The sequence below is a fragment of the Geomonas paludis genome (genome assembly GCF_014193585.1).
Taxonomy (GTDB): Bacteria; Desulfobacterota; Desulfuromonadia; order Geobacterales; family Geobacteraceae; genus Geomonas; species Geomonas paludis.
The window spans coordinates 1,052,093-1,073,687 of record NZ_BLXY01000001.1 but is presented as its reverse complement, the minus strand read 5'-3'; the positions used below and the strand labels follow the sequence as shown (position 1 = coordinate 1,073,687).

Annotated in this window: 18 protein-coding genes; 14 read left to right on the top strand and 4 right to left on the bottom strand. The window is 63.3% G+C overall.

All coding sequences use genetic code 11. The features are described 5' to 3' along the window. Window positions 1-43 precede the first annotated feature (43 nt). The 3 genes from H7687_RS04365 to H7687_RS04355 are packed head-to-tail and all read left to right on the top strand — an operon-like array spanning window position 44 to window position 3,015. Window positions 44-1,387, top strand: a complete 1,344-nt coding sequence (locus H7687_RS04365) for a YhjD/YihY/BrkB family envelope integrity protein (RefSeq protein ID WP_183345482.1) — start codon at window positions 44-46, stop codon at window positions 1,385-1,387. 33 nt (window positions 1,388-1,420) lie between these two features. Further along, on the top strand, window positions 1,421-2,758 hold the full coding sequence (locus H7687_RS04360; protein ID WP_183345480.1) for a penicillin-binding transpeptidase domain-containing protein: 1,338 nt from the start codon (window positions 1,421-1,423) through the stop codon (window positions 2,756-2,758). Window positions 2,759-2,778: 20 nt separating this feature from the next. Next, entirely contained in the window at window positions 2,779-3,015 is a 237-nt protein-coding gene (locus tag H7687_RS04355) for a CxxCxxCC domain-containing protein (protein ID WP_183345478.1), read from the top strand. Here the strand turns inward: H7687_RS04355 and H7687_RS04350 are convergent. Then, the gene (locus tag H7687_RS04350) at window positions 3,012-3,725 is read right to left on the bottom strand and encodes a UDP-2,3-diacylglucosamine diphosphatase (protein ID WP_183345476.1); all 714 of its coding nucleotides are present in this window, start codon (window positions 3,723-3,725) and stop codon (window positions 3,012-3,014) included. The two genes, H7687_RS04355 and H7687_RS04350, sit on opposite strands and share 4 nt — an antisense overlap. Window positions 3,726-3,797: 72 nt before the next feature. Here H7687_RS04350 and H7687_RS04345 point away from each other — a divergent pair, with 72 nt between their 5' ends. The 5 genes from H7687_RS04345 to H7687_RS04325 all read left to right on the top strand — a co-directional run bounded on the left by H7687_RS04345 (window position 3,798) and on the right by H7687_RS04325 (window position 7,435). After that, entirely contained in the window at window positions 3,798-4,232 is a 435-nt protein-coding gene (locus H7687_RS04345; protein ID WP_183345473.1) for a UPF0158 family protein, read from the top strand. A gap of 126 nt (window positions 4,233-4,358) precedes the next feature. Continuing rightward, complete coding sequence (locus H7687_RS04340) at window positions 4,359-4,877, top strand: rhodanese-like domain-containing protein (RefSeq protein ID WP_183345471.1); 519 nt, start codon at window positions 4,359-4,361, stop codon at window positions 4,875-4,877. Continuing rightward, entirely contained in the window at window positions 4,874-5,302 is a 429-nt protein-coding gene (locus tag H7687_RS04335) for a MauE/DoxX family redox-associated membrane protein (protein ID WP_246404576.1), read from the top strand. Before H7687_RS04340 ends, H7687_RS04335 begins: the two co-directional genes overlap by 4 nt. A gap of 270 nt (window positions 5,303-5,572) precedes the next feature. Continuing rightward, window positions 5,573-6,157, top strand: coding sequence for a glycerol-3-phosphate 1-O-acyltransferase PlsY (gene plsY, locus H7687_RS04330; protein WP_183345470.1), 585 nt, complete (start codon window positions 5,573-5,575; stop codon window positions 6,155-6,157). A 249-nt stretch (window positions 6,158-6,406) separates the two neighbouring features. Further along, window positions 6,407-7,435 (top strand): peptidylprolyl isomerase, encoded by a 1,029-nt coding sequence (locus H7687_RS04325; RefSeq protein ID WP_183345468.1) that lies wholly within the window; start codon window positions 6,407-6,409, stop codon window positions 7,433-7,435. A 214-nt stretch (window positions 7,436-7,649) separates the two neighbouring features. On the opposite strand, the gene rpoH is transcribed toward H7687_RS04325, so the two are convergent. Further along, complete coding sequence (gene rpoH, locus H7687_RS04320) at window positions 7,650-8,501, bottom strand: RNA polymerase sigma factor RpoH (RefSeq protein WP_183345466.1); 852 nt, start codon at window positions 8,499-8,501, stop codon at window positions 7,650-7,652. A 215-nt stretch (window positions 8,502-8,716) separates the two neighbouring features. On the opposite strand from rpoH, the gene H7687_RS04315 reads away from it, so the two are divergent. Continuing rightward, complete coding sequence (locus tag H7687_RS04315; RefSeq protein ID WP_183345464.1) at window positions 8,717-9,790, top strand: branched-chain amino acid aminotransferase; 1,074 nt, start codon at window positions 8,717-8,719, stop codon at window positions 9,788-9,790. 228 nt (window positions 9,791-10,018) lie between these two features. On the opposite strand, the gene H7687_RS04310 is transcribed toward H7687_RS04315, so the two are convergent. After that, complete coding sequence (locus H7687_RS04310; RefSeq protein ID WP_183345462.1) at window positions 10,019-10,585, bottom strand: hypothetical protein; 567 nt, start codon at window positions 10,583-10,585, stop codon at window positions 10,019-10,021. A 394-nt stretch (window positions 10,586-10,979) separates the two neighbouring features. Here H7687_RS04310 and clpB point away from each other — a divergent pair, with 394 nt between their 5' ends. The 4 genes from clpB to glgA all read left to right on the top strand — a co-directional run bounded on the left by clpB (window position 10,980) and on the right by glgA (window position 17,768). Next, window positions 10,980-13,571 (top strand): ATP-dependent chaperone ClpB, encoded by a 2,592-nt coding sequence (clpB, locus tag H7687_RS04305; protein ID WP_183345459.1) that lies wholly within the window; start codon window positions 10,980-10,982, stop codon window positions 13,569-13,571. 129 nt (window positions 13,572-13,700) lie between these two features. Then, on the top strand, window positions 13,701-14,588 hold the full coding sequence (locus tag H7687_RS04300; protein ID WP_183345454.1) for a DNA-binding protein: 888 nt from the start codon (window positions 13,701-13,703) through the stop codon (window positions 14,586-14,588). Window positions 14,589-14,860: 272 nt separating this feature from the next. After that, window positions 14,861-16,120 carry a M48 family metallopeptidase gene (locus H7687_RS04295; protein WP_183345453.1) on the top strand — a complete coding sequence of 420 codons (1,260 nt, stop codon included), beginning with the start codon at window positions 14,861-14,863 and terminating at the stop codon, window positions 16,118-16,120. A gap of 88 nt (window positions 16,121-16,208) precedes the next feature. After that, a complete protein-coding gene (glgA, locus tag H7687_RS04290; protein ID WP_183345451.1) occupies window positions 16,209-17,768 on the top strand; it encodes a glycogen synthase GlgA in 1,560 nt (519 codons plus the stop codon). 128 nt (window positions 17,769-17,896) lie between these two features. Here the strand turns inward: glgA and H7687_RS04285 are convergent, their stop codons facing one another. Then, window positions 17,897-19,939, bottom strand: coding sequence for a sodium-translocating pyrophosphatase (locus tag H7687_RS04285; protein ID WP_183345449.1), 2,043 nt, complete (start codon window positions 19,937-19,939; stop codon window positions 17,897-17,899). Between the two features lie 374 nt (window positions 19,940-20,313). Here H7687_RS04285 and H7687_RS04280 point away from each other — a divergent pair, with 374 nt between their 5' ends. Continuing rightward, the gene (locus H7687_RS04280) at window positions 20,314-21,594 is read left to right on the top strand and encodes a nickel-dependent lactate racemase family protein (RefSeq protein ID WP_183345446.1); all 1,281 of its coding nucleotides are present in this window, start codon (window positions 20,314-20,316) and stop codon (window positions 21,592-21,594) included. Window position 21,595 lies beyond the last annotated feature (1 nt).

Sequence of the window (21,595 nt, the reverse complement as noted above, 5' to 3'; positions counted from 1 at the left end):
CCGGCGGGGGTGCCTGCCGCGAGCAGCAGCGGTGCCACAGCTTATGAACGACAGTAACGGCAAGAAGAAGTTCTCCCCCGGCCTCATCTGGCAGTACGACCCGGCGGCCATCGGCGGCTGGAAAGGTAGAGGGGTGCGGCTTTTGCAGTTCACCAGCTTCGCCTTTTCCAACTTCATGGCCAACAACGCCCTGTTGCGCGCCACGGCCCTCTCCTTCACGACGCTCCTGTCCCTGGTGCCGCTGCTCGCCCTCGCCTTCTCGGTGCTCAAGGGACTGGGCGCGCAGAACCGCCTGGTGCCCCTGATCCTGAAGCAGGTGACCGCGGGGAACGAGGAGGTGGTGATCCGGGTCATCTCCTACATCGGCAACACCAACATGGGCTCGGTGGGGGCCATCGGTCTCGCGGCGCTGCTCTTCACCGCCATCAGCATGCTGGGCAGCATCGAGGAGGCCTTCAACGTGATCTGGGGGGTGCCGGAGACCCGCACCTTCTACCGGAAGTTCAGCGACTACCTGAGCGTCCTGGTCAGCGCGCCGCTGCTCCTTCTGGCCGCCACCAGCATCACGACCACGCTCTCCAGCAAGTGGCTCACCGGCTGGATCATGGAGTGGACCTACCTGGGCGACCTGTTCCTGTTCGCCCTGGGTCTCACCCCCTACCTCGTGGTCTGGGTCGCCATCTTCCTGCTCTACGTGTTCATCCCCAACACGCGGGTGCGCTTCGACTCGGCGCTGATCGGCGCGGTGCTCGCGGGCACGCTCTGGCAGTTCGCCCAGTGGGCCTACATCCACTTCCAGGTCGGCGCCGGCAACTACAACGCCATCTACGGCACCCTGGCCGCGCTCCCCATCCTCATGGTCTGGATCTACGTGAGCTGGATCATCGTCCTGTTCGGCATGGAGGTGGTGGCGGCGCACCAGAACCGGGGCACCTTCCGGCGCGACATCCGGGGGCGCGAGATCAGCCACGAGCTGCAGGAACTGGTGGCGCTGGCGGCGCTGCGGCACATAGCGGACGCCTTCTATCGCGGCGAGCCCGCCTGGGGCGAAAGCCACCTGGCGGCCAAGCTGGGCGTCCCCCTGCGCGTCGTGCGCAACACGCTGGAGCACCTGCGCGACCAGGGCTTCGTGGTCATGGCCGGCGAGGGGCGCGGCAGCTACTACCCGGCACGCGACCTGGACCAGGTCTCCATCGCCGACGTGCTCCTCTCCCTGAGAAGGCGCGGCGCCTCGGCCGCCATCACCGGGGAGGATCTGGCCGGGGGCCTTCTGAACCAGTCGGAACAGGCGGTCACGGCGGCCCTGGGAGGGGTCACCCTGAAGGATCTCGCCTTCCCGGAAATGCGCCCCCCCGGCGTTGACAAAGGGGACGCAGTTGACATATAGTGGCCCGATTCAACTGAGGGCCAGAAGCGGGATATGCAAGATTTTAAAGACATCGACAAAGATAAGAAACGCAGCAGACGATTCCGCAAGGCAAAGGCAGAAGAAGGACGCAACGTGTTCCTTCGGCAGATCGAGGAGACCAAGCCGCAGAAGAAGCGGCTCAAGATCATCCTCCCGGCCATCGCGCTTTTGCTCGCCTCCTACCCCCTGATCTCCCTCTTCGGATCCCCCCGCGCCAAAACCGCGCCGGCGGCAGAGGTGCCGGCCGCCGTCTCCCTGTCCAAACTGGACCAGGGGAGCGCCTTCAAGCTCGCCGCCGACGCCTACTCCAACGCCCAGGTGCAGGGGGGAAAGTTCACCGCGCCCCTGCCGCAGGGCGGGCAGGTGATCTACAGCATCGACGAAGAGGTGCAGAGAAAGATCGAGAAACTGTTCAGCGACTACAAGGTCCCCTACGGCCTCTTCGTCGCCCTCGAGCCCAAGACCGGGCGCATCCTCGCCGCCGTCTCGCATTCCGCCTCCCAACCGGGGTGGGAAAAGGGGGCCAACTACCACCTCTACCCCATGGCGTCGCTGTTCAAGATCGTCACCGCGACGGCGGCCCTGGAAGAGAAGAAGGTGGGGCCGGACACCATGTTCGCCTTCAACGGCAAGCTGACCTCGGAGAGCCCGAAGTACTGGCGCGTGCGGCCGGGGCGCGGCAACCAGCAGATGCCGCTGTCGCTTGCCATGGGGAAATCGGTGAACCCGGTGTACGGGCGTCTCGCCGGCGAAGTGGTCGGGCGCGACCCGCTGCTCCTGTACGCGGGGAAATACGGCTTCAACCAGCCCATCGTCCCCGGCTCCCCGATCCTTGCCAGCACCGCCCCCGTCCCGGGTACCGTCGACGAGCTGATGCGCATGGGCGCGGGGCTCAACCGCGAGGTGAAAGTCTCCCCCTTCCACGCCGCCGCCATCATGGCCACGGTGGCCAACGGCGGGGTGATGATGGCGCCGTCGCTGGCCAGCGAGATCCGGGACGCCAAGGGTAACGTGGTGTTCTCCCAGAAGCCCCAGGTGCTGCGCACCGTGATGTCGCCGCAGACCGCCAGCGACCTGGCGCACATGCTCGCCACCACCGTGGAGAGCGGCACCTCGCGTCGCGCCTTCCACGACCGCAGGGGGAGGAGGATGCTCGCCTCGGTGCGCATCGCCGCCAAGACCGGCTCCATCGACGGCTCCGACCCCGCCGGGCACTACAGCTGGTTTGCCGCCTACGCTCCCATGGAAGACCCGCAGATCGCCCTGGCCGCACTGGTCATCAACGAGAACAAGTGGCGCATCAAGGCGACCTCGGTGGGCGAACAGGCCCTGGAGGCGTTTTTCAGGTAGCCGGTTTCAGGTAGGTGGAGATGGATTGTTCAGGATGCGGGACCTGCTGCGTCGCGCCGGATATCAGCGCCTTGGGGAAGAAGGTGGGAGAGCCGTGCCGCCACCTCTCCGGTGAGCAGCGCTGCCAGATCTACCAGGAGCGCCCCGCCGTGTGCCGCGGCTACCGGCCCGACGAGATCTGCGCCCTGATCGCCGCGCCGACCCTGCAGGAGCGGGTGGAGAAGTACCTGGGACTGTTCGGGTTGCGGCCGGACTAGGCGAAGCGCTCCAGGGTGACCCCCGCGTCGGTCCACTGGGCGTAGGAAAAGTGGGTGATCCAATCGCCGAGGGCGATGAAGACCCGCTCCCCTTCCCTTACTTCCATCGGGAGATGGAAGTGACCGGTGATCACCAGGTCGCACCCGGATGCGAAGCGCTCGCGCGCGAAGCTCTCCAGGATGCGCGGGTAGTCCCAGCGGCTCTTGCGAGCGGTGTGCTGGCGGCTGGAGCGCAGGGACAGCTTGACCGCGATGCGATCGGACAGCCGGCGCGGGACAACCGGCACCAGCGCCCTCACCAGGGGGCTGCGCAGCACGAAGCGCCAGGCCCGGTAGCGGCGGTCGGCGCGGTTGACCTGGTCCCCGTGGCACAGGCAGACCCTCTTCCCGCCCATCTCCAGTTCCGCGCCGCCGACATGGACCTCGGCCTGCAGTTCGTCTCTGAAGAAGCCCCCCAGGTGGAAATCGTGGTTCCCCTCGAAGTAGACGATGCGCACCCCGCGCGCCCTCACCCGCTTCAGACAATCCACGATGTCGCCGTAGTGGCCGTACACCGGCCGCGGGTTGCCGATCCAGAACTCGAAGATGTCACCCAAGAGATAGAGGGTGTCGGTGTCGGGGGGAAGCGTGTCCAGGAAACGGACCAGGGTCCGGTAGTTCCGGTCCTGCGGGCTCCTCAGGTGGGCGTCGGCGATGAAAATCTTGCGCATTTGCGCAATATATACAAAAATACGGGTCTGGTAAAGGGGACTTAACCCCCAACCTGTTTTCAAGAGGTACCGATGCACGCACTACGCAACCTGGAGATCGTCTGGGAAGACCTGATGGAGGCCTTCGAGAACGGCGACCAGGACCTGGTCTACTTCCTGGACCGCGAGACCGGCGAGGTCTTCTCCGTCCCCGCCGAATACGAGGACGAGAGTTTCTGGGAGGAGGTGGCCTCCCAGGAGGAGCGCTTCCTGGAGATCCCCCCCTTCGACTACGGGCAGGAGCGCCAACTGGTGCACGCCTTCATCCAGCGCCTGACCAACGAGGGATTGAAGTCGATGCTGACGCGGGCCTTCAGCGGCAAGCAGTCCCACGGCAGGCTGCACGAGATCCTCGCTTTCTACCCGGAGGAGCAGGAACGCTTCCAGGCCATCCGCGAGGCCTTCCTCACCGACCGCGCCGCGCATTGGCTGGAGGAGCACGACATCTACCCTCCCGAGCGGTTCTAGCATCCCCCGAAGCGGCGCCCGTTGACCCGGACGCCGCTTTTGCGTAACATCTCTCAGGTGTCCACTTCAACGGGACGTGCCGCCTGCAGCGCCGGGCGCACCTCCCTCACATTCGGGTCCCTACACATGGCACAGAAAAGCTGGCTCAAAACTTCCCTGGAGATCGCGGTGATCGTGCTCGCCTCGGCGCTGTTCGGCATCGCCTGGAACAGAACGCTCCTGGCCGATGCCTGGCGCGGCGCCCCCGCGGGGCAGGCGGCGCCGGTTCCCCAGCAGGCGGCACCGGGCTCCCAGCAGGCGGAGGCGCTGCCGATGCCCATCGCCCTGGCCCAGGTAAAGGAACTGCACGACTCGGGACAGGCGGTGCTGGTGGACGCCAGGAGCGCGGCGAGCTTCGCGAAAGAGCACATCGCGGGTGCGCGGTCGCTGCCGCTGGAGGAAGCGACCCGCCAGGCGACGCCGCAGCTCAAAGGCGTCGCCAAGGACGCCGTCATCATCGCGTACTGCAACGGCTTTTCCTGTCACGACAGCATGGACCTGGGCAAACTCCTGATCAAGGCCGGCTACGCTTCGGTGTACGTATTCGAAGGGGGGCTACCCGAATGGCGCGACGGCGGATACCCCACCTCGGGAGGGAAGCAATGAAAAGTTTCCGCTCCTCCATGATCCCCCTGGCGCTGCGCATCGTCCTCGGGGCCATCTTCATCTATGCCGCCATCCCCAAGATCGCGGATCCGGTCACCTTTGCCGGCAGCGTGGCGGCCTACCGCATCCTCCCCTACTTCTGGAGCTATGTCACCGCCGCGGTGCTTCCCTTCCTGGAGCTCACCTGCGGGGTGCTCTTGATCCTGGGGGTGCGGGTCAGAAGCGGCGCCCTCATCATCGGCGCGCTCAACGTGGTCTTCATGGCCGCACTCTCCGCCGCCATGATACGGGGGCTGGACATCGATTGCGGCTGCTTCCGCCCCGACGGCCCCAAAACCGCCCCCTGGGTTGCACTGCTGCGCGACGTATTTTTTCTCGCCATGACCGCTGCGGTGCTGCGCTACGAGCGGCTGCGCGCCCGGTAGCACCGCCAGGTTCGCGCGCCCCCTTCCCTTGATTAAAGCCCCCCCTCCCCTCGCGGGAGGGGGTTAGGGGGTGGGGGCAGGTGCCACAGTTGCAGTCATGGCAAGGTCACCCACCCCCCTGCCCCCTCCCGCCTTCGCGGGACGAAGCGCTTCGGCGCGCAGGCCCGTCAAGGGAGGGGGGGCACACAACACCATCCCCCCGGCGGCTTGCAGTTTGAGCCGAAATACTGTAGGATGCGCCGTTGTTTCATTAACCACTGGGAGAATGTTTTGAAGACCGAAATTCTGCTCGTGATCGGCGCGTACCTGCTCGGCTCGGTACCGACCGGCCTGCTCCTGGCCCGGAGTATGGGCATCAATATCAGGGAATGTGGCAGCGGCAACATCGGCGCCACCAACGTCTACCGCACCGCCGGCAAGAAGCTCGGCATCATGACCCTGGTCGGGGACTGCCTCAAGGGGCTGATCCCGGTCCTGATCGCGCAGTCCCTGGAACTCTTTCCGATGTGGGTCGCCCTCATCGGCCTCGCCGCCTTCCTCGGTCACGTCTACACCGTCTTTCTCGGTTTCAAGGGTGGCAAGGGGGTCGCTACCGCGCTGGGCGTGCTGCTGGGCACCGCACCGCTGGCCGTCCTCTTCGGCATCCTCGTTTTCGCCGCCGTCCTCTACAAGTGGCGCTACGTCTCCTTGGCATCCATCAGCGCAGCCGCCTGCATCCCCGCACTCGCCTTTGCCACCTGTGCCCCCCGCGAAACCATCGTCATGGCGGCTGTCATCGCCGTGATCGTGATCCTCAAGCATCACGAGAACATCGCCCGGCTCCGCGCCGGCACCGAGAACAAGTTCAAGGCCTGAAATCCAGGCTCGCCAGCCGCACCGACCGGTCAGACGCAGGGGTAAATGCCCCTGCGTCCGGTCAGGCGGTGGGTCATTTGCACCGTGCTCCCCCCTCTTCCCCGCACCTTCTCTCCGCCCCCACCGGGCCATTTCCAGGAAACTGCTGTAATCACACGACGTTGCCCCAGACGGAAGCCGTAAGGGTACATCTCTTGCTGTCCTCCAGGGCGCTGCACAGGAACGTTACGCTTCACCTGGAGGAAATGGATGTACCCTCGGAGCAAAGCGGTCGCTTTGGTGATCGCGATACCACTCCTTTTGCTATCCCTTGTTGCCTGCAACCAAGCAGACCAGAAACCGCAATGGCAGTCCCCGCCGTCACTCAGAGAAGGCTTTCCCACCGATCCTGTCCAGAAGGTCAACGGCACGATCATCACCCGCGCCGAACTGGATCGCGCGGTGAAGGCCCTTACGGTAAACCGGCAGTTGCGTCAGCCGCTGTCGCCGGCCATGCTTCGCGAGCTTGAGGCGGAAGCCATCGTACAGCTGGTAGAGTCCGAGCTGCTGTACCAGGCTGCCCAGAGCACGGCGACCATGCCCCGGGGGGGGGAACGGCAGGTGTCCGAGGCAATTGCCCGTGAGCGGACCAGACACCTGAGCGATGCCGCATTCTACCGCAGCATCGAGGAGGCCGGACTAACCCTGCCGCAACTAGAACAGTCGATACGAAAAGAACTGGTGATCGGCAACTTCGTGGAGCAGAGGTTCGGCAGGTCCGTGGGCGTCGCTGCAGATGAAGCCGAGGCTTTCTACGAAGCGAACAGGGAACGGTTCAGGACCGGGTGCAGTGCCAGGGCCAGCCAGATCCTGGTTGCGATTTCCGGTAGTGGCGAGGAACGGGACAAGGAGCGGGCACGGGAACGGGCGGAGGTCCTGCTGCACCGGGTGCGGGAGGGAGAAAGCTTCAGCATCCTGGCGCAGTCGCACTCGGATTGTCCCAGCAAAGCCCGCGGGGGCGACCTCGGCTACTTCAACCGCGGCGAGCTCGACCCGCGCCTGGAACAGGCGGTCTTCGCGCTGAAGCCGGGCGAGATCAGCGATGTCGTGCAGACCTCCTACGGCTTTCACATCCTGAAGCTGACCGAAAAGCGCGCCTCGCGCCCGGAGAGTTACCAGGAGGCGAAGTCCGCCGTCTACGCCTCCCTTAAGAAAGGGAAGATGGCCCCGCTGGTCGCGGCGTACGTAACCGAGTTGCGCGGCAGGGCCAAGCTCGAACCAGGCCTCCCCCTCCCTTGACGGGAGGAAGGGACTGGCTCCGTTAGGTGCCTGTCCCTCTGCGGAACGCTCCTTTCAGCTCAGCCACCTTCAACAAGCATTAGGGGGACAGGCACCTGGCGGAGCCAGTCCCCTCTAATAGAGCCAAAGCAAAAAAGGGCGGCTCCCAGCAGGGAAGCCGCCCTTCAAGCGAAGGGGGACAGGCACCTTGCGGAGCCAGTCCCCTTGTTTTCCATTATGCCGCCTGCTCCAGGACCAGCGGGGTCAGGAAGCGCTTCATTTTCTTGAGCGCGCCTTCCTCGATCTGGCGCACCCGCTCGCGGGAGATGGAGAAGTGGTCGGCGATCTCCTGCAGGGTAAGCGGCTGGTCCGCCGAGACGCGGTGCTCGATGACGAAGCGCTCCTTCTCGTTCAGCTGTTCCAGCGCGCTGGCCACCGTCTGCTCCAGGATGCTGCTCTCCTGGCGCTCGGCCAGCATTTCCTCCTGGTTCTGGCGCAGGTCGGGCAGGCTTTCCAGGAAGGTCGCCCCCTCCCCTTCGAACATTTCCACGTCCAGCGAGAGCTCGCCTCTCAGGCGCTGTTCCATCTCCTGCGCCTCGGTGTCTTTCACGTCCAGCGATATTGCCGCCGCGTGCAGGTCACCTTCTCCGGTCATGTTGATGATGGCCTGCTTGGCCTGGTTCAGCTTGAAGAAGAGCTTCCTCTGCGCCTGGGTGGTGCCGATTTTCAGAAGGCTCCAGGCCGAGATGATGTGGTTTTGGATGTACGCCCGGATCCACCACACGGCGTACGAGATGAGACGGACCCCCTTGGCGGGGTCGAACTTCCTGACCGCCATCATCAGGCCGACGTTCCCCTCCTGGATCAGGTCCAGCATCTTCATCCCGTAGGAGCGGTACTCCCCGGCAATCTTCACGACAAACCTGAGGTTCGAGGTGATCAGCTTGTGTGCCGCCTCCAGGTCCCCCTCGTCGCGGAACCTGCAGGCCAGATCCATCTCCTCATCCGCCGACAAAAGCGGGAAACGGTTGATCTCCGTGAGGTAGAGGGTAAGGCTGTCTATAGGTACCGGCATTGCGTGCGTCATGTCGATCTCTCCCTTGTGAGTGCTGGTTTTGCCTACTGCTGTTAGCACTCTCCACTCTTGAGCGCTAACAAATATAACAAGTCGCATGCAAAAAATCAAGGGGATGCCCGTGAATTTACGGGGGTTAAATTACTTGCGCCTGCCGCTGCGAATGTGGTAAACGAAAAGATCCAAATAAGCGACGCCTGGCGCCGAAAAACCGGAGGTTCTGCCACATGGAGATCAGGGTAATACCTATTAGCGAGGGGGAGAAGAAGGCCAAGTATACCGACGAGTCGCAGCTGGGCTTCGGGAGGATTTTCACCGACTACATGCTGCTGGTCGAGTGGAAAGCCGGGCAGGGTTGGGTCGACGGCCGCATCAAGAAGTACGAGCCGTTCCAGATCGACCCCGCGGCGCTTGTTTTGCACTACGCGCAGGAAATCTTCGAGGGGCTGAAAGCCTACAAGTGGGCCGACGGCACCATCGCGCTGTTCCGCCCGGAGATGAACGCCCGTCGCTTCAACCATTCTGCCGAACGGCTCTGCATGCCGGAAGTTCCCGAGGAACTCTTCGTGAAAGGGATCGAGCAGTTGGTCGCCCTGGAGAGCGCCTGGGTGCCGGGTTCGGAGGGGACGTCGCTCTACATCCGTCCCGCCATGATCGCGGTGGAACCGCACGTCGGCATCAAGCCCTCGGACCACTACTACTTCTACGTGATTCTCTCCCCGGTAGGCGCCTACTACGCCGCCGGTTTCAACCCGGTCAAGATCATGGTCGAGGACAAGTACGTCCGCGCCACCCCCGGCGGCACCGGCGAAGCCAAGACCGGCGGCAACTACGCCAGCTCGCTGAAGGCCGGCCTGGAAGCCAAGAAGAAGGGGTATGACCAGGTGCTCTGGCTGGACGGCGTGCACAAGCGCTACATCGAGGAAGTAGGTTCCATGAACATGTTCTTCGCCTACGGCGACACCATCGTCACCGCGCCGCTGGAGGGGAGCATCCTGCACGGCATCACCCGCGATTCCGTGCTGACCCTGGCCAAGTCCATGGGGCTCAAGGTCGAGGAGCGCAAGATCGACGTGAACGACCTGATGCAGGACCTGAAGAGCGGCAAGATCACCGAGGCCTTCGGCAGCGGCACCGCCGCCGTGGTCACCCCGGTCGGCACGCTCCACTATGCCGGTGAGACCGTAGATGTCGGCAACGGCGGCGTCGGCAAGCACACCCAGACCCTGTACGACACCCTGACCGGCATCCAGACCGGCAAGATCGAAGACAAGTTCGGCTGGATCAGGAAAGTGAAGTAACTACAAGCCGGCAGAAAAAAGAAAAGGGGACAGGCTACTTTTGCCTGTCCCCTTTTTGTTTCCGATATACATGCTTTTGCGCCACATCCCCTCTCCCTCCGGGAGAGGGCAGGGTGAGGGCGTCGGCAGATGCAAGCTATTAACTTCGTGGCAGCGCCCTCACCCGCCCGTTGGGCACCCTCTCCCAGGGGGAGAGGGGGACTAGCCGAAGAGCCTCAACACCAAGCTTCAGAACAATTCCATCTGCCCCCTGAGGAGCTCGCCGGGAGCGGGCGCCACTTTGCCCGGCCCCTCGACACCCTTCCAGGACAGGCCCGCCTTGATCATCTCCTGGAGCCACTTCTTGGGAACGGACCGGTAACGGCAGCGCTTTAAGGCGCCGACGGTGATGGTGGCGGAGACGACCCCGCGCCGGATGCGCGGCACGATCTCCGTTATCTTGCCGATGAACAGGAAGCACTTGGTCGCGTCTTTGTGCTCGAGGAGCACCTCGTCACCGATTACGGCGAGACAGATGGCGTGGTGGCGCTTGTTGTCCACGAAGAAACTGACGGCGCATCCGGGCGTGGCAACGACGGGCTTCGCTAGCTCGTCGGCGTCCCAGACCAGTTCCTCGCCGTCGTCCTCATCGTCATCGAGGAGTTTCTCCGGATCGTCGCCGTAGAAGAGATGCTCGTCCGCCGCAAGGTCGAGGTCGTCATCCAGTTCGTCCTCTGGCGCAAGGTCCAGTTCCACCTCGGCGTCCGGATTGTCTTCGGCACCAATGCCGTTGTCGTCGCGATTCAACTTTGCCAACTGCAGCTCCCCTGCAGGCCTCACAGCGTCGCTACCGGCACCTACCGATATGCGCCAACCGTTGCGAGCACCGCTCTGTTACGCTGCCGGATAATGCCATATCTTGCCGCGCACTACAAGCCCTGCCGCGAGGGGACTGGCTCCGCCAGGTGCCTGTCCCCTTAATGCTTGTGGGTAAAAACCGCCCCGCACCTTGACACGCCCCCCTCCCCTCCCTATCTTCTTCTAGGACTTTGGCTCTATTAGCGAGGGGACTGGCTCCGCCAGGTGCCTGTCCCATTGGTGGCTGAGCTGAAAAGAGCGTTCCGCTAAAAGGGACAGGCACCTAACGGAGCCAGTCCCTTCTGCGACACCAACACCGTCTGCTAATAGAGCCAGCTTAGGAGGCACCCCCATGATTAGACAGGAAAAGATGACCGTTAAAACGCAGGAAGCTATAGCGACGGCTCACGAAAATGCCCTCGCCATGTCCGCCCCCGCTATCGAAGCGGAACACCTGCTGCTCGCACTTATCGACCAGGATGGGGGCTTCGTCCCCGACCTCATCAAGAAGATCGGCGCTCCCCTGCCGCGCCTGCGCGACAGCGTAGAAGATGTGCTCAAGCGCCTGCCCAAGGTGACCGGCGGCGCGCAGGTCGGGCTCTCGGCGGCTTTGAACCGCATCCTGGACCAGGCCCAGAAAGAAGCGGACACCATGCACGACTCGTTCGTTTCGACGGAGCACCTGCTGCTGGCGCTGGTGGCATCCAAGGATACGCCCAGCGGCCGGCTCTTGAGCCAGAACGGCGTGACCCGTGACGGCATCCTCGCCGCGCTGAAGGAATTGCGTGGCGGCGAGGCCGTCAACGAACAGGACCCGGAACAGAAATACCAGGCGCTGGCGAAATACTGCCGCGACCTGACCGACCTCGCCCGTCAGGGGAAACTCGACCCGGTCATCGGGCGCGACGACGAGATCCGCCGCGTGCTCCAGGTACTGTCGCGCCGCACCAAGAACAACCCGGTACTGATCGGCGAACCGGGCGTCGGCAAGACCGCCATCGCCGAGGGGCTCGCCCAGCGCATCGTCTCCGGCGACGTCCCCGAAACGCTCAAGGACAAGGTGATCATGGCGCTCGACATGGGAGCGCTCATCGCCGGCGCCAAGTACCGCGGCGAATTCGAGGAGCGGCTCAAGGCCGTCATAAAGGAAGTGGCGCGCTCGGAAGGCAAGATCATCCTCTTCATCGACGAGATGCACACGCTGGTGGGCGCGGGAGCGGCTGAGGGCGCCATGGATGCCTCCAACATGCTCAAGCCCGCGCTGGCCCGCGGCGAGTTGCACTGCATCGGCGCCACCACCCTCAACGAGTACAGAAAGCACATCGAGAAGGACGCGGCACTGGAGCGGCGCTTCCAGCAGGTCTACGCCGGCGAGCCGAGCGTGGAGGAGACCATCTCCATCCTGCGCGGCCTCAAGGAAAAGTACGAAAACTACCACAAGATCCAGATCAAGGATTCCGCCATCATCGCCGCGGCGACCCTGTCCGACCGCTACATCACCGACCGCTTCCTCCCGGACAAGGCGATCGACCTTATCGACGAGGCAGCCTCGCGGCTCAGGATCGAGCTGGACTCCAAGCCGACCGAGATCGACGAAATCGACCGCCGGGTTATCCAGCTCCAGATAGAGCGGGAGGCCATGCTGCGCGAGCACGACCCGAAGGCACTGGAAAGGCTCAAGAAGCTGGAAGAGGAACTGGCAACGCTGAAGGCCCAGTCGGACGAGCTGAACAGCCACTGGAAACGGGAAACGAACATCCTGGCCGAGTTGGGCGAGCTCAAGCAGCGCAAGGAGGACAAAGCCGAGGAGGCCAAACGCGCCGAGCGCGACGGCCTGCTGGCCCGCACCGCCGAGATCCGCTACGGCGAAATCCCGGCCATCGAGAAGGAGATCGAGGACAAGCGCCTCACCCTGGAACAGATCCAGAAGGAAGGGAAGATGCTCCCGGAGGAGGTGGACGCCGAGATGGTGGCCGAGGTGGTCGCCAAGTGGACCGGCATCCCGGTGAACCGGATGCTGGAGACCGAAAGCGAGAAGCTGGTGCGCATGGAAGAGCGGCTGAAAAGCCGGGTGGTGGGCCAGGACGAGGCGCTCACCCTGGTGGCCAACGCGGTGCGCCGCGCCAGGAGCGGCCTGTCCGACCCGAACCGCCCCATCGGCTCCTTCATCTTCCTGGGCCCCACCGGGGTCGGCAAAACCGAAACGGCCCGGGCCCTGGCGTCGTTCCTGTTCGACGACGACCAGGCCATCGTGCGCATCGACATGAGCGAGTACCAGGAAAAGCACACGGTGGCCCGCCTGATCGGGGCTCCCCCTGGGTACGTCGGGTACGAGGAGGGAGGCCAGCTCACCGAGGCGGTACGGCGCCGCCCCTACTGCATCGTGCTCTTCGACGAGATCGAAAAGGCGCATCCCGAGGTGTTCAACGTCTTCCTGCAGATCCTCGATGACGGCAGGCTGACCGACGGGCAGGGACGGACGGTGGACTTCAAGAACTCGGTGATCATCATGACCAGCAACCTGGGATCGCAGTGGATCCAGCAGTACGGCGCCACCGACTACGCCAAGATGCAGGGCGAGGTCATGGAGACCCTCAGGGAGGCCTTCAAGCCGGAATTCCTGAACCGCGTCGACGAGATCGTCATCTACCACGCGCTCCCCCTGGAACGGATCAAGGAGATCGTCTCGATACAGCTGCAGTCCCTGACCAGGCGGCTGGAAGAGAAGAGCATCGGGCTGGAGGTCACCGAGCAGGCACGCGAGTTCCTGGCGCGGGAAGGCTACGACCCCGCCTATGGCGCGCGGCCTTTGAAGCGCGCCCTGCAGCGCAAGATCCAGGACCCGCTGGCGCTCATGCTGCTGGAAGGAAAGTTCGGCCCCGGAGACACGGTCCAGGTGGACGTGGCAGGGGACGGGAACTCCCTCGCCATCGGCCGCAAGTAGCGAAGATAGCGAATACAATAAACAAAAATTAACAAATTGATATTTTATCTTTAAGCTGCTATTGTACGCGGCGCAAAGCTAGGCTTTTGCGCCGCCCTGGCGGCAATTCGATGTGGGGGAGAGTCTCAGATGAAGCGTTATTCCACCATTATGTCCGTCCTCGTCACGCTTGCGCTGCCGGTGGCCGGGACCTGTGCTGACGCACCCAAAGCACCCGAGAAGGCTGACACCAAGGTCGAAGCGGTTGCAGCACCGAAAGCAGCCGATGCCAAGGCCGATGTCAAAGCCGACGCTGCAGCCAAGGCGCCCGAGTCCAAGGCCGAGGCGATCCAGAAGAGCATGTCCAAAAGCGGCCATTCCATGATGATGGGTGGCGCTGCTCCCGCCGAAGCCGGGGCAGCCGAGATCAACACCAACCCCACCGGCAAGGTCATTGAGACCATGGCAGGCGGCGGCTACACCTACGCCAACCTGGAAGTGGCCGACGGCACCAAAACCTGGGTTGCCTACCCGGTGCTGGAAACCCGCGTCGGCGACACCCTGTCCTTCCAGGGCTGCATGCCGATGAGCAAGTTCCAGAGCAAGACCCTGAACCGCACCTTCGACAGCATCCTGTTCTGCAACGCTCCGGAAGTTAAAGGTGCGGCCAAGCCCGCCGCCAAGGAGGCCAAGAAGGCCGCTCCCGGCGAGAAGATCAAGGTGGAGAAGGCAACCGGCGCCAACGCCTACACCGTGGAAGAGATTTTCGCCAAGCGCGGCTCGCTGAACGGCAAGCAGGTGGTGGTGCGCGGTCAGGTGGTTAAAACCGCCACCGGCATCATGAACAAGAACTGGCTGCATCTGCAGGACGGCACCGGCAGCGACAAGAAGAAGACCAACGACCTCGTGGTGACCACCACCGACAACGCCGAAGAGGGCGATATCATCACCGTCTCCGGTACCCTCGCCAAGGACAAGGACTTCGGCGGCGGTTACAAGTACACCGCCATCATCGAGAAAGGGAGCGTCAAGAAGTAAGGCGCCCCGCACTCAAACCAGCGAAAAGGCCCTCCGTCCACACGGAGGGCCTTTTTTAATACACCCGGGCTGAATACCCGCCCCTGTCCTCCACGAAACCTCCCTCTCCCCCTGGGTGAGGGGCGGGGTGAGGGCGCCGCTACGAAGCAACCATGGTACAATGGGCTATTTCCCTCACCCGGCCTTCGGCCACCCTCTCCCGGAGGGCGAGGGATAAGGTGCCATACCTGTTAAGAGACGGTTTTGCCAACTGAGGCACTGGGGAAATGACCATGTCCACCACAACTCTGCTGATCGCCCTTTACCTTGCACGTTTCGCCGCGGCCTGCCTGCTGCGCTACCTGAACCTGCGCCACCTCAGGCGCTACGGCAGCATCGTGCCGGATGGGTTCGCCGACGCCGTCGATGCGCAGGCGCTGGCAAAGTCGGCAAGTTACACGCTGGCGCAGAGCCGGCTGGCCCTGATCGACTCCATTTATGACAGCGCGCTCCTGCTCGTCTTCATGTTCACCCCGCTGCTGCCGCTCTACGACCATTGGATCGCCTCGCTCACCGACTCGTTCGTGCTTCGGGGCGTGCTCTTCATGCTGATCCTCACCCTGGTCCAGGAGGTGCTCGATATTCCCTTCTCGCTGTACAGCACCTTCCGCCTGGAACGGCGCTACGGTTTCAATACCACGACACCGGCCCTGTGGCTGTCGGACCTCCTCAAGTCGACCCTGATCTCCGCGGCCCTCACCGCCATCGTCATCAGTGCCGCTCTTTTGCTGGTCCAGCACTCTCCCGGTTTTTGGTGGCTCTGGGTCTGGGCCTTCTTCGCCCTGTTCTCCATCGTCATGATCTACGTCTCTCCCTACATCATCGAGCCGCTGTTCTCGAAGTTCGAGCCGCTGGGCGACCCGGAGTTGGAGGAAGAGATCCGCGAGATGCTGCAAAAGGCCGATCTCAGGGTGAAGGACGTGCAGCAGATGGATGCTTCCCGACGTAGCCTCCACTCCAACGCCTATTTCACCGGCATCGGCCGGGTCAAGCGCATCGTCCTCTACGACACGCTGCTGAAGCAGATGCAGCGCCCCGAGCTCCTGGCCATCCTGGCGCACGAGGCGGGGCACTGGAAGAAGGGGCATATCTGGAAACGGCTGGTGCTGATGGAGGCCGCCGCGCTCGCGCTCTTCTTCCTGGTGCACCAGGTGATGGCATGGGGCGGGCTTCCGCTTTTGTTCGGCCTCCCTCAAGCCTCGTTCCTGGCCCAGGTCCTGATGGTCAGCTTCATCTTCTCCATCGTTTCCTTCCCGCTGACGCCGATCGGCTCCTGGCTGTCGCGCCGCAACGAGTGGGAAGCCGACCGCTTCGCTGCCGACCTGTCCGGCGCCCCCGACGCCCTCGCCTCGGCCCTGGTGAAACTCTCCACCGAGAACCTCTCCAACCTGCACCCGCATCCGCTGTACGCCGCTTTCTACTACAGCCACCCCCCCGTTGTGGACCGGGTTGCTGTGCTGCGAGGCATGAAGACAAAGGATGCGTCGGAATAATTAACACAACCTCATTGCACCCGCCGTCTTGTTCTGGTATTTTTGGTGGGGCCTAATGCCACAAGAACAGCAACAGGAGCCGATCGTAATGCGTCTGAACATCCTGATTACCGCCTCGGAAGCAGTCCCGTTCGCCAAGGAAGGCGGCCTGGCCGACGTGGTCGGCGCCCTCCCCAAATACCTCGAAGCACGCGGCCACGACGTGCGCGTGGTCATGCCCCGCTACTACAAGGTGGACCGCGAGCGTTACCAGTTGCGCCAACTCCCCGGCGTGCTGGTGGTCCCCATGGGGATCATCGGCAACATGTACTGCGGCGTGTACCAGGGCACCATGCCCGGCTCCAGTGTCCCCATCTACTTTTTCGAGCACGAAGACTTCTACGGGCGCGATTCACTCTACGAGCGGGACAACCAGGGGTACCTCGACAACGACAACCGCTTCATCTTCCTGTCCAAGGCAAGCCTGGAGTTGTGCAAGATGCTCCAGTTCACCCCCGACCTGGTGCACGCCCACGACTGGCACACCGCGGCCGTTCCGGTGCTGATGAACACCTGGTACCGGCACGATCACCACCTCGCCCAGGCCGCCTCGCTCCTTACCATCCACAACATGCAGCACCAGGGGAGCTTCTACGAAGGGGCCATGGATGTCCTCGGCATCGGCTGGCACCACTTCACCTTCTTGGAACTGGAGATGGACGACCAGGTGAACCTCCTCAAAGGGGGAATCTACCACGCCACCATGCTAAACACGGTCAGTGAAGGATACGCCCGCGAGATCCAGACGCCGGAGTACGGGTGGGGGTTGGAGGATGTGGTGCGCCAGCGCTCAGACGTCCTCTCCGGTATTCTGAACGGCGTCGACTATCACGAGTGGAACCCGGAGGAGGATCGCCTCCTGCCCGCCAATTACAGCGCCAGCGATCTCTCCGGAAAGGCAATCTGCAAAGGCGAGCTGCAGCGCGCCCTGGGACTGCCCCAGCGCGAGGATGTACCGCTGATCGGCATGGTGTCGCGCCTGGTGAAGCAGAAGGGGATCGACGTCCTGGCCCAGGCGCTGCCCCGTCTGCTCGAACTGGACATCCAGTTGGTGCTTCTGGGAGCCGGCGAGCCTTGGGCCCACTTCTATTTCGGCGGCATCGCGGCGGACCGCCCCGATCGCTTCGCCTGCCGCATCGGCTACGACAACAGTCTCGCCCACCGCATCGAGGCCGGCTGTGATTTCTTCCTGATGCCTTCCGCCTTCGAACCCTGCGGCCTCAACCAGATGTACAGCATGCGCTACGGCACCCTCCCCATCGTGCGCGCGACCGGCGGACTGGACGACTCGGTGCAGAACTACAATGCGGCTGACCGCACCGGCGACGGCTTCAAGTTCTGGAACCTGGACGCGGGCGCCCTTTTCGACACCGTCGGCTGGGCAGTGCACACCTGGTATCACGATCCCGAGGGGATCGCGGTTTTGCGAAAAAACGCCATGGCCAAGAGATTCACCTGGGAAAACGCCGCAGAGAAGTACGAGCGGCTCTACCTCGAAGGGATGAGGAGAAAACTGGGCGAAGAGAGATTCCAGCAGGTGCTGGCGGAGAGGTCGCCAAAGCGAAAAGCCCCGCGGAGGAAGTCAGAGGCCTGCCAGCCCTCGGCTTAGTCCCTACACTCCTCCAGTCCACCCTGTCCATAAGGTCCACGCGGTCCATCAGATCCACCCGAGCAACCAACAAAAAAAGGCGCCCCGGTAATCCGGGACGCCTTTTTCGCTTCAGCTAAAAGCCGGTGCTACATCTTGTTCAGCAGCGGAACGATGAGCAGGGACACGATGTTGATGATCTTGATCATCGGGTTGACCGCCGGGCCGGCGGTGTCCTTGTACGGGTCGCCTACGGTGTCGCCGGTAACGGCAGCCTTGTGGGCTTCGCTACCTTTGCCGCCGTGGTAGCCGTCCTCGATGTACTTCTTGGCGTTGTCCCAAGCGCCGCCGCCGGTGGTCATGGAGATAGCCACGAAGATACCGGTAACGATGGAGCCGACGATGACGCCGCCCAGAGCCTTGGGCCCGAGGGTGAAGCCGACGATGATCGGGGCGAGGATCGGGATGAGGCCGGGAATGACCATCTCTTTGAGAGCGGTCTTGGTCACGATGTCGACGCAGGAAGCGTAGTCGGGCTTGCCGGTACCTTCCATGATTCCCGCGATGGTGCGGAACTGGCGACGAACTTCGTCGACGACCGCGCCGCCCGCTTTACCGACGGCTTCCATGCACATAGCGGCGAAGTAGTAGGGAAGCATGCCGCCGATGAAGAGACCGACGATGATCTTCGGATCGGAAAGGGAGAAGGTCTTGTCGGCGATGGTCAGCTCCTGGACGTAGGAGGTGAACAGGATGATGGCGGCCAGACCGGCGGAGCCGATGGCGTAGCCCTTGGTGACGGCCTTGGTGGTGTTGCCGACCGCGTCGAGCGGGTCGGTGACGGCGCGCACGGAGTCGTCCAGTTCGGCCATCTCGGCGATGCCGCCGGCGTTGTCGGTGATCGGGCCGTAGGCGTCCATGGCTACGACGATACCGGTCAGGGAGAGCATGGAAACGGCGGCGATGGCAATGCCGTACACGCCGGCGCAGTTGGCCGCGACGATGATGCCAGCGGAGATGACGATGACCGGAAGAGCGGTCGACTTCATGGAGATGCCGAGGCCGGCGATGATGTTGGTGGCGTGGCCGGTCTTGGAAGCTTCCGCGATGTGCTTCACCGGGGCGAACTCGGTGGAGGTGTAGTACTCGGTGATCCAGAAGATGGCACCGGTTACCACCAGACCGACGATGGCGGAGATGAAGATGTTGGTTGCGGAGATGACCGCCCCGTTAGCCTCGGCAAGCCCCTGCGGGAACATCTGCACGGTGACGAAGTAGAAGGCGATGCAGGCGATCACGCCGGAAGCGATGAGGCCCTTGTAGAGAGCGCCCATGATCTTGCCGGAGCCGCCCAGCTTTACGAAGTAGGTGCCGATGATGGAAGCGATGATGGAGATGCCGCCCAGGATCAGCGGGTAGCTGACCGCGCCCGGGTTGCCGAAGCTGATGGCGCCCAGCAGCATGGCGGCGATCAGGGTAACGGCGTAGGTCTCGAAGAGGTCAGCGGCCATGCCGGCGCAGTCGCCGACGTTGTCGCCTACGTTGTCCGCGATGACGGCCGGGTTGCGCGGGTCGTCCTCGGGGATGCCAGCCTCGACCTTACCCACGAGGTCGGCGCCGACGTCAGCACCCTTGGTGAAGATACCGCCGCCCAGACGGGCGAAAATGGAGATCAGCGAGCCGCCGAAGCCGAGGCCGACCAGCTGGCTGACCACGTCCTTGACCGGAGCGCCCGGCATGACAGCCTGCAGGAACATGTAGTAGCCAGCCACGCCCAGAAGGCCCAGACCGACGACCAGCATGCCGGTGATGGCGCCGCCTTTGAAGGCAACGTTGAGAGCCTTGTGGATGCCGGATTTGGCAGCCTCGGTGGTCCTCACGTTGGCGCGCACCGAGACGAACATCCCGATGAAGCCGGTGAGACCGGAGAACACGGCGCCGACCAGGAAGCCGACTGCGGTCATCCAGCCGAGGGAAGCGAAGAGGGCGACGAACATGGCAACGCCCACCACCGCGATGATGGTGTACTGACGCTTCATGTAGGCGCCGGCGCCTTCCTGGATCGCGGAGGCGATCTGCTTCATCCGCTCGTTACCCTGGGGAAGTCCCAGGATCCACTGGGCCGAGATCAGACCGTAGGCGACTGCAGCCGCGGCACAGACCAGGGCGAAGACTACTGCATACTGTTCCATTGAAAAAATTCCTCCTATTTGGATATGCCTCAAAAAAGGCGTGCCTTCCAACATAGTCATAAAAACGGGTGATTGTTATCGAAAACGCCCCATTTTGTCAATCTAATTCATATCCCGAAGGGTAATTTCTTAAAATATTTTTATCATCCCGTCGTATACTTCGCTACGGCCACACATCCGTCTGCTCCGGCAGAACCGTGTGCGCCCCCGCTGGGCCGGTGCGGGGCCTGTCCTGTGTCACCTGTAGGGGCGAACAATCATTCGCCCGCCCCTCGCCTTGCGAGACAGTCGGCACGTCGACTTCTATGCCAGTCACTTCAATTCCTTATCCAGCCAACTGCATCTGGTAAACAGTTGCGTATCGGAGGTCGAATATGTATCATAATCCGATGCTCGAGCTTAAATGCGGCGAACACAGCTACCCTCTGCAGCTTGCTCCGGAACATCTCCTTTCCGTGCTGGGCCCCCGCCCTTTCCAGCGGCAGGGAACACCGGTCGAGCTGGTCGAGCGCGCTCTCGACGGCTGCACCGATTCCCTGGCGAGCTTCGCCCCCGGCGACCGCGTAGTCATCGTCACCTCCGACGTGACCCGTCCCACCGGGAGCGAGGTCTACCTTCCCCTGTTGGTCTCACGGCTCAACTCCGTCGGCATCAAGGACCGGGATATCGAGATCGTCATCGCGCTGGGGATCCACCGCAAGCAGACCCCGGCCGAGCACAAGAAGATCGTGGGCGAGTTGTACGGCAGGATCAAGGTCACCGATCATGAATGCGATGACCCCGGAGAGCTGGTCTACCTGGGCGATACCCAGCGGGGCGTGCCGGTGGAGGTGAACCGCAGGGTTACCGAGGCGGACCGGGTCATCCTGACCGGCGCGGTAACCTTTCACTACTTCGCCGGCTTCGGCGGCGGCCGCAAGAGCATCCTCCCCGGCGTCTCCAGCCGCAAAAGCTGCATGGCGAGCCACTTCTCCCTTTTGAACCCGGAGGAGGGGAGCGGCAGGCACCCCAAGGCCGTGGCCGGCAACCTGGAGGGGAACCCGGTCCACGAAGCGATGCTGGAGGCGTGCGGCATGGTCGCCCCCGACTTCATCCTGAACACGGTGCTCGGCCCCGACAAGCAGATCTGCGCCGCCTACGCCGGCGACTGGCAGGCCGCGCACGAGGCCGGATGCCGGTTTTACAACGACACGTTTTCCACGCCCATCGAGGAGAAGGGAGACCTGGTCATCGTGTCCTGCGGGGGGTTCCCCAAGGACATCAACCTGATCCAGGCCCACAAGTCGATGGAGTACGCCAGCCGCGCGTTAAAGCCCGGAGGGGTCATGATCCTCCTCGCCGAATGCCGGGACGGCTACGGCAACGCCACCTTCTTCAACTGGTTCAGCTATGAGAGCTGCGCCGAACTCGAGTCCGCCCTCAGGAAGCGCTACGAGATCAACGGCCAGACGGCTTGGTCGGTGAAGGAAAAGGCTGAGCGATTCAGGATCGTGCTGGTATCCAAGCTGCCCGCGGAAGAGGTGCGCACCATGGGGATGATCCCCGCGGCGACCCTCGACGAGGCGACGGAGCTGGCAGTTCCCATGCTCCCGGACGACTACAAGGCGTACCTGATCCCCTCAGGGGGCACGGTGCTGCCGGTGCATCATAGTTAGA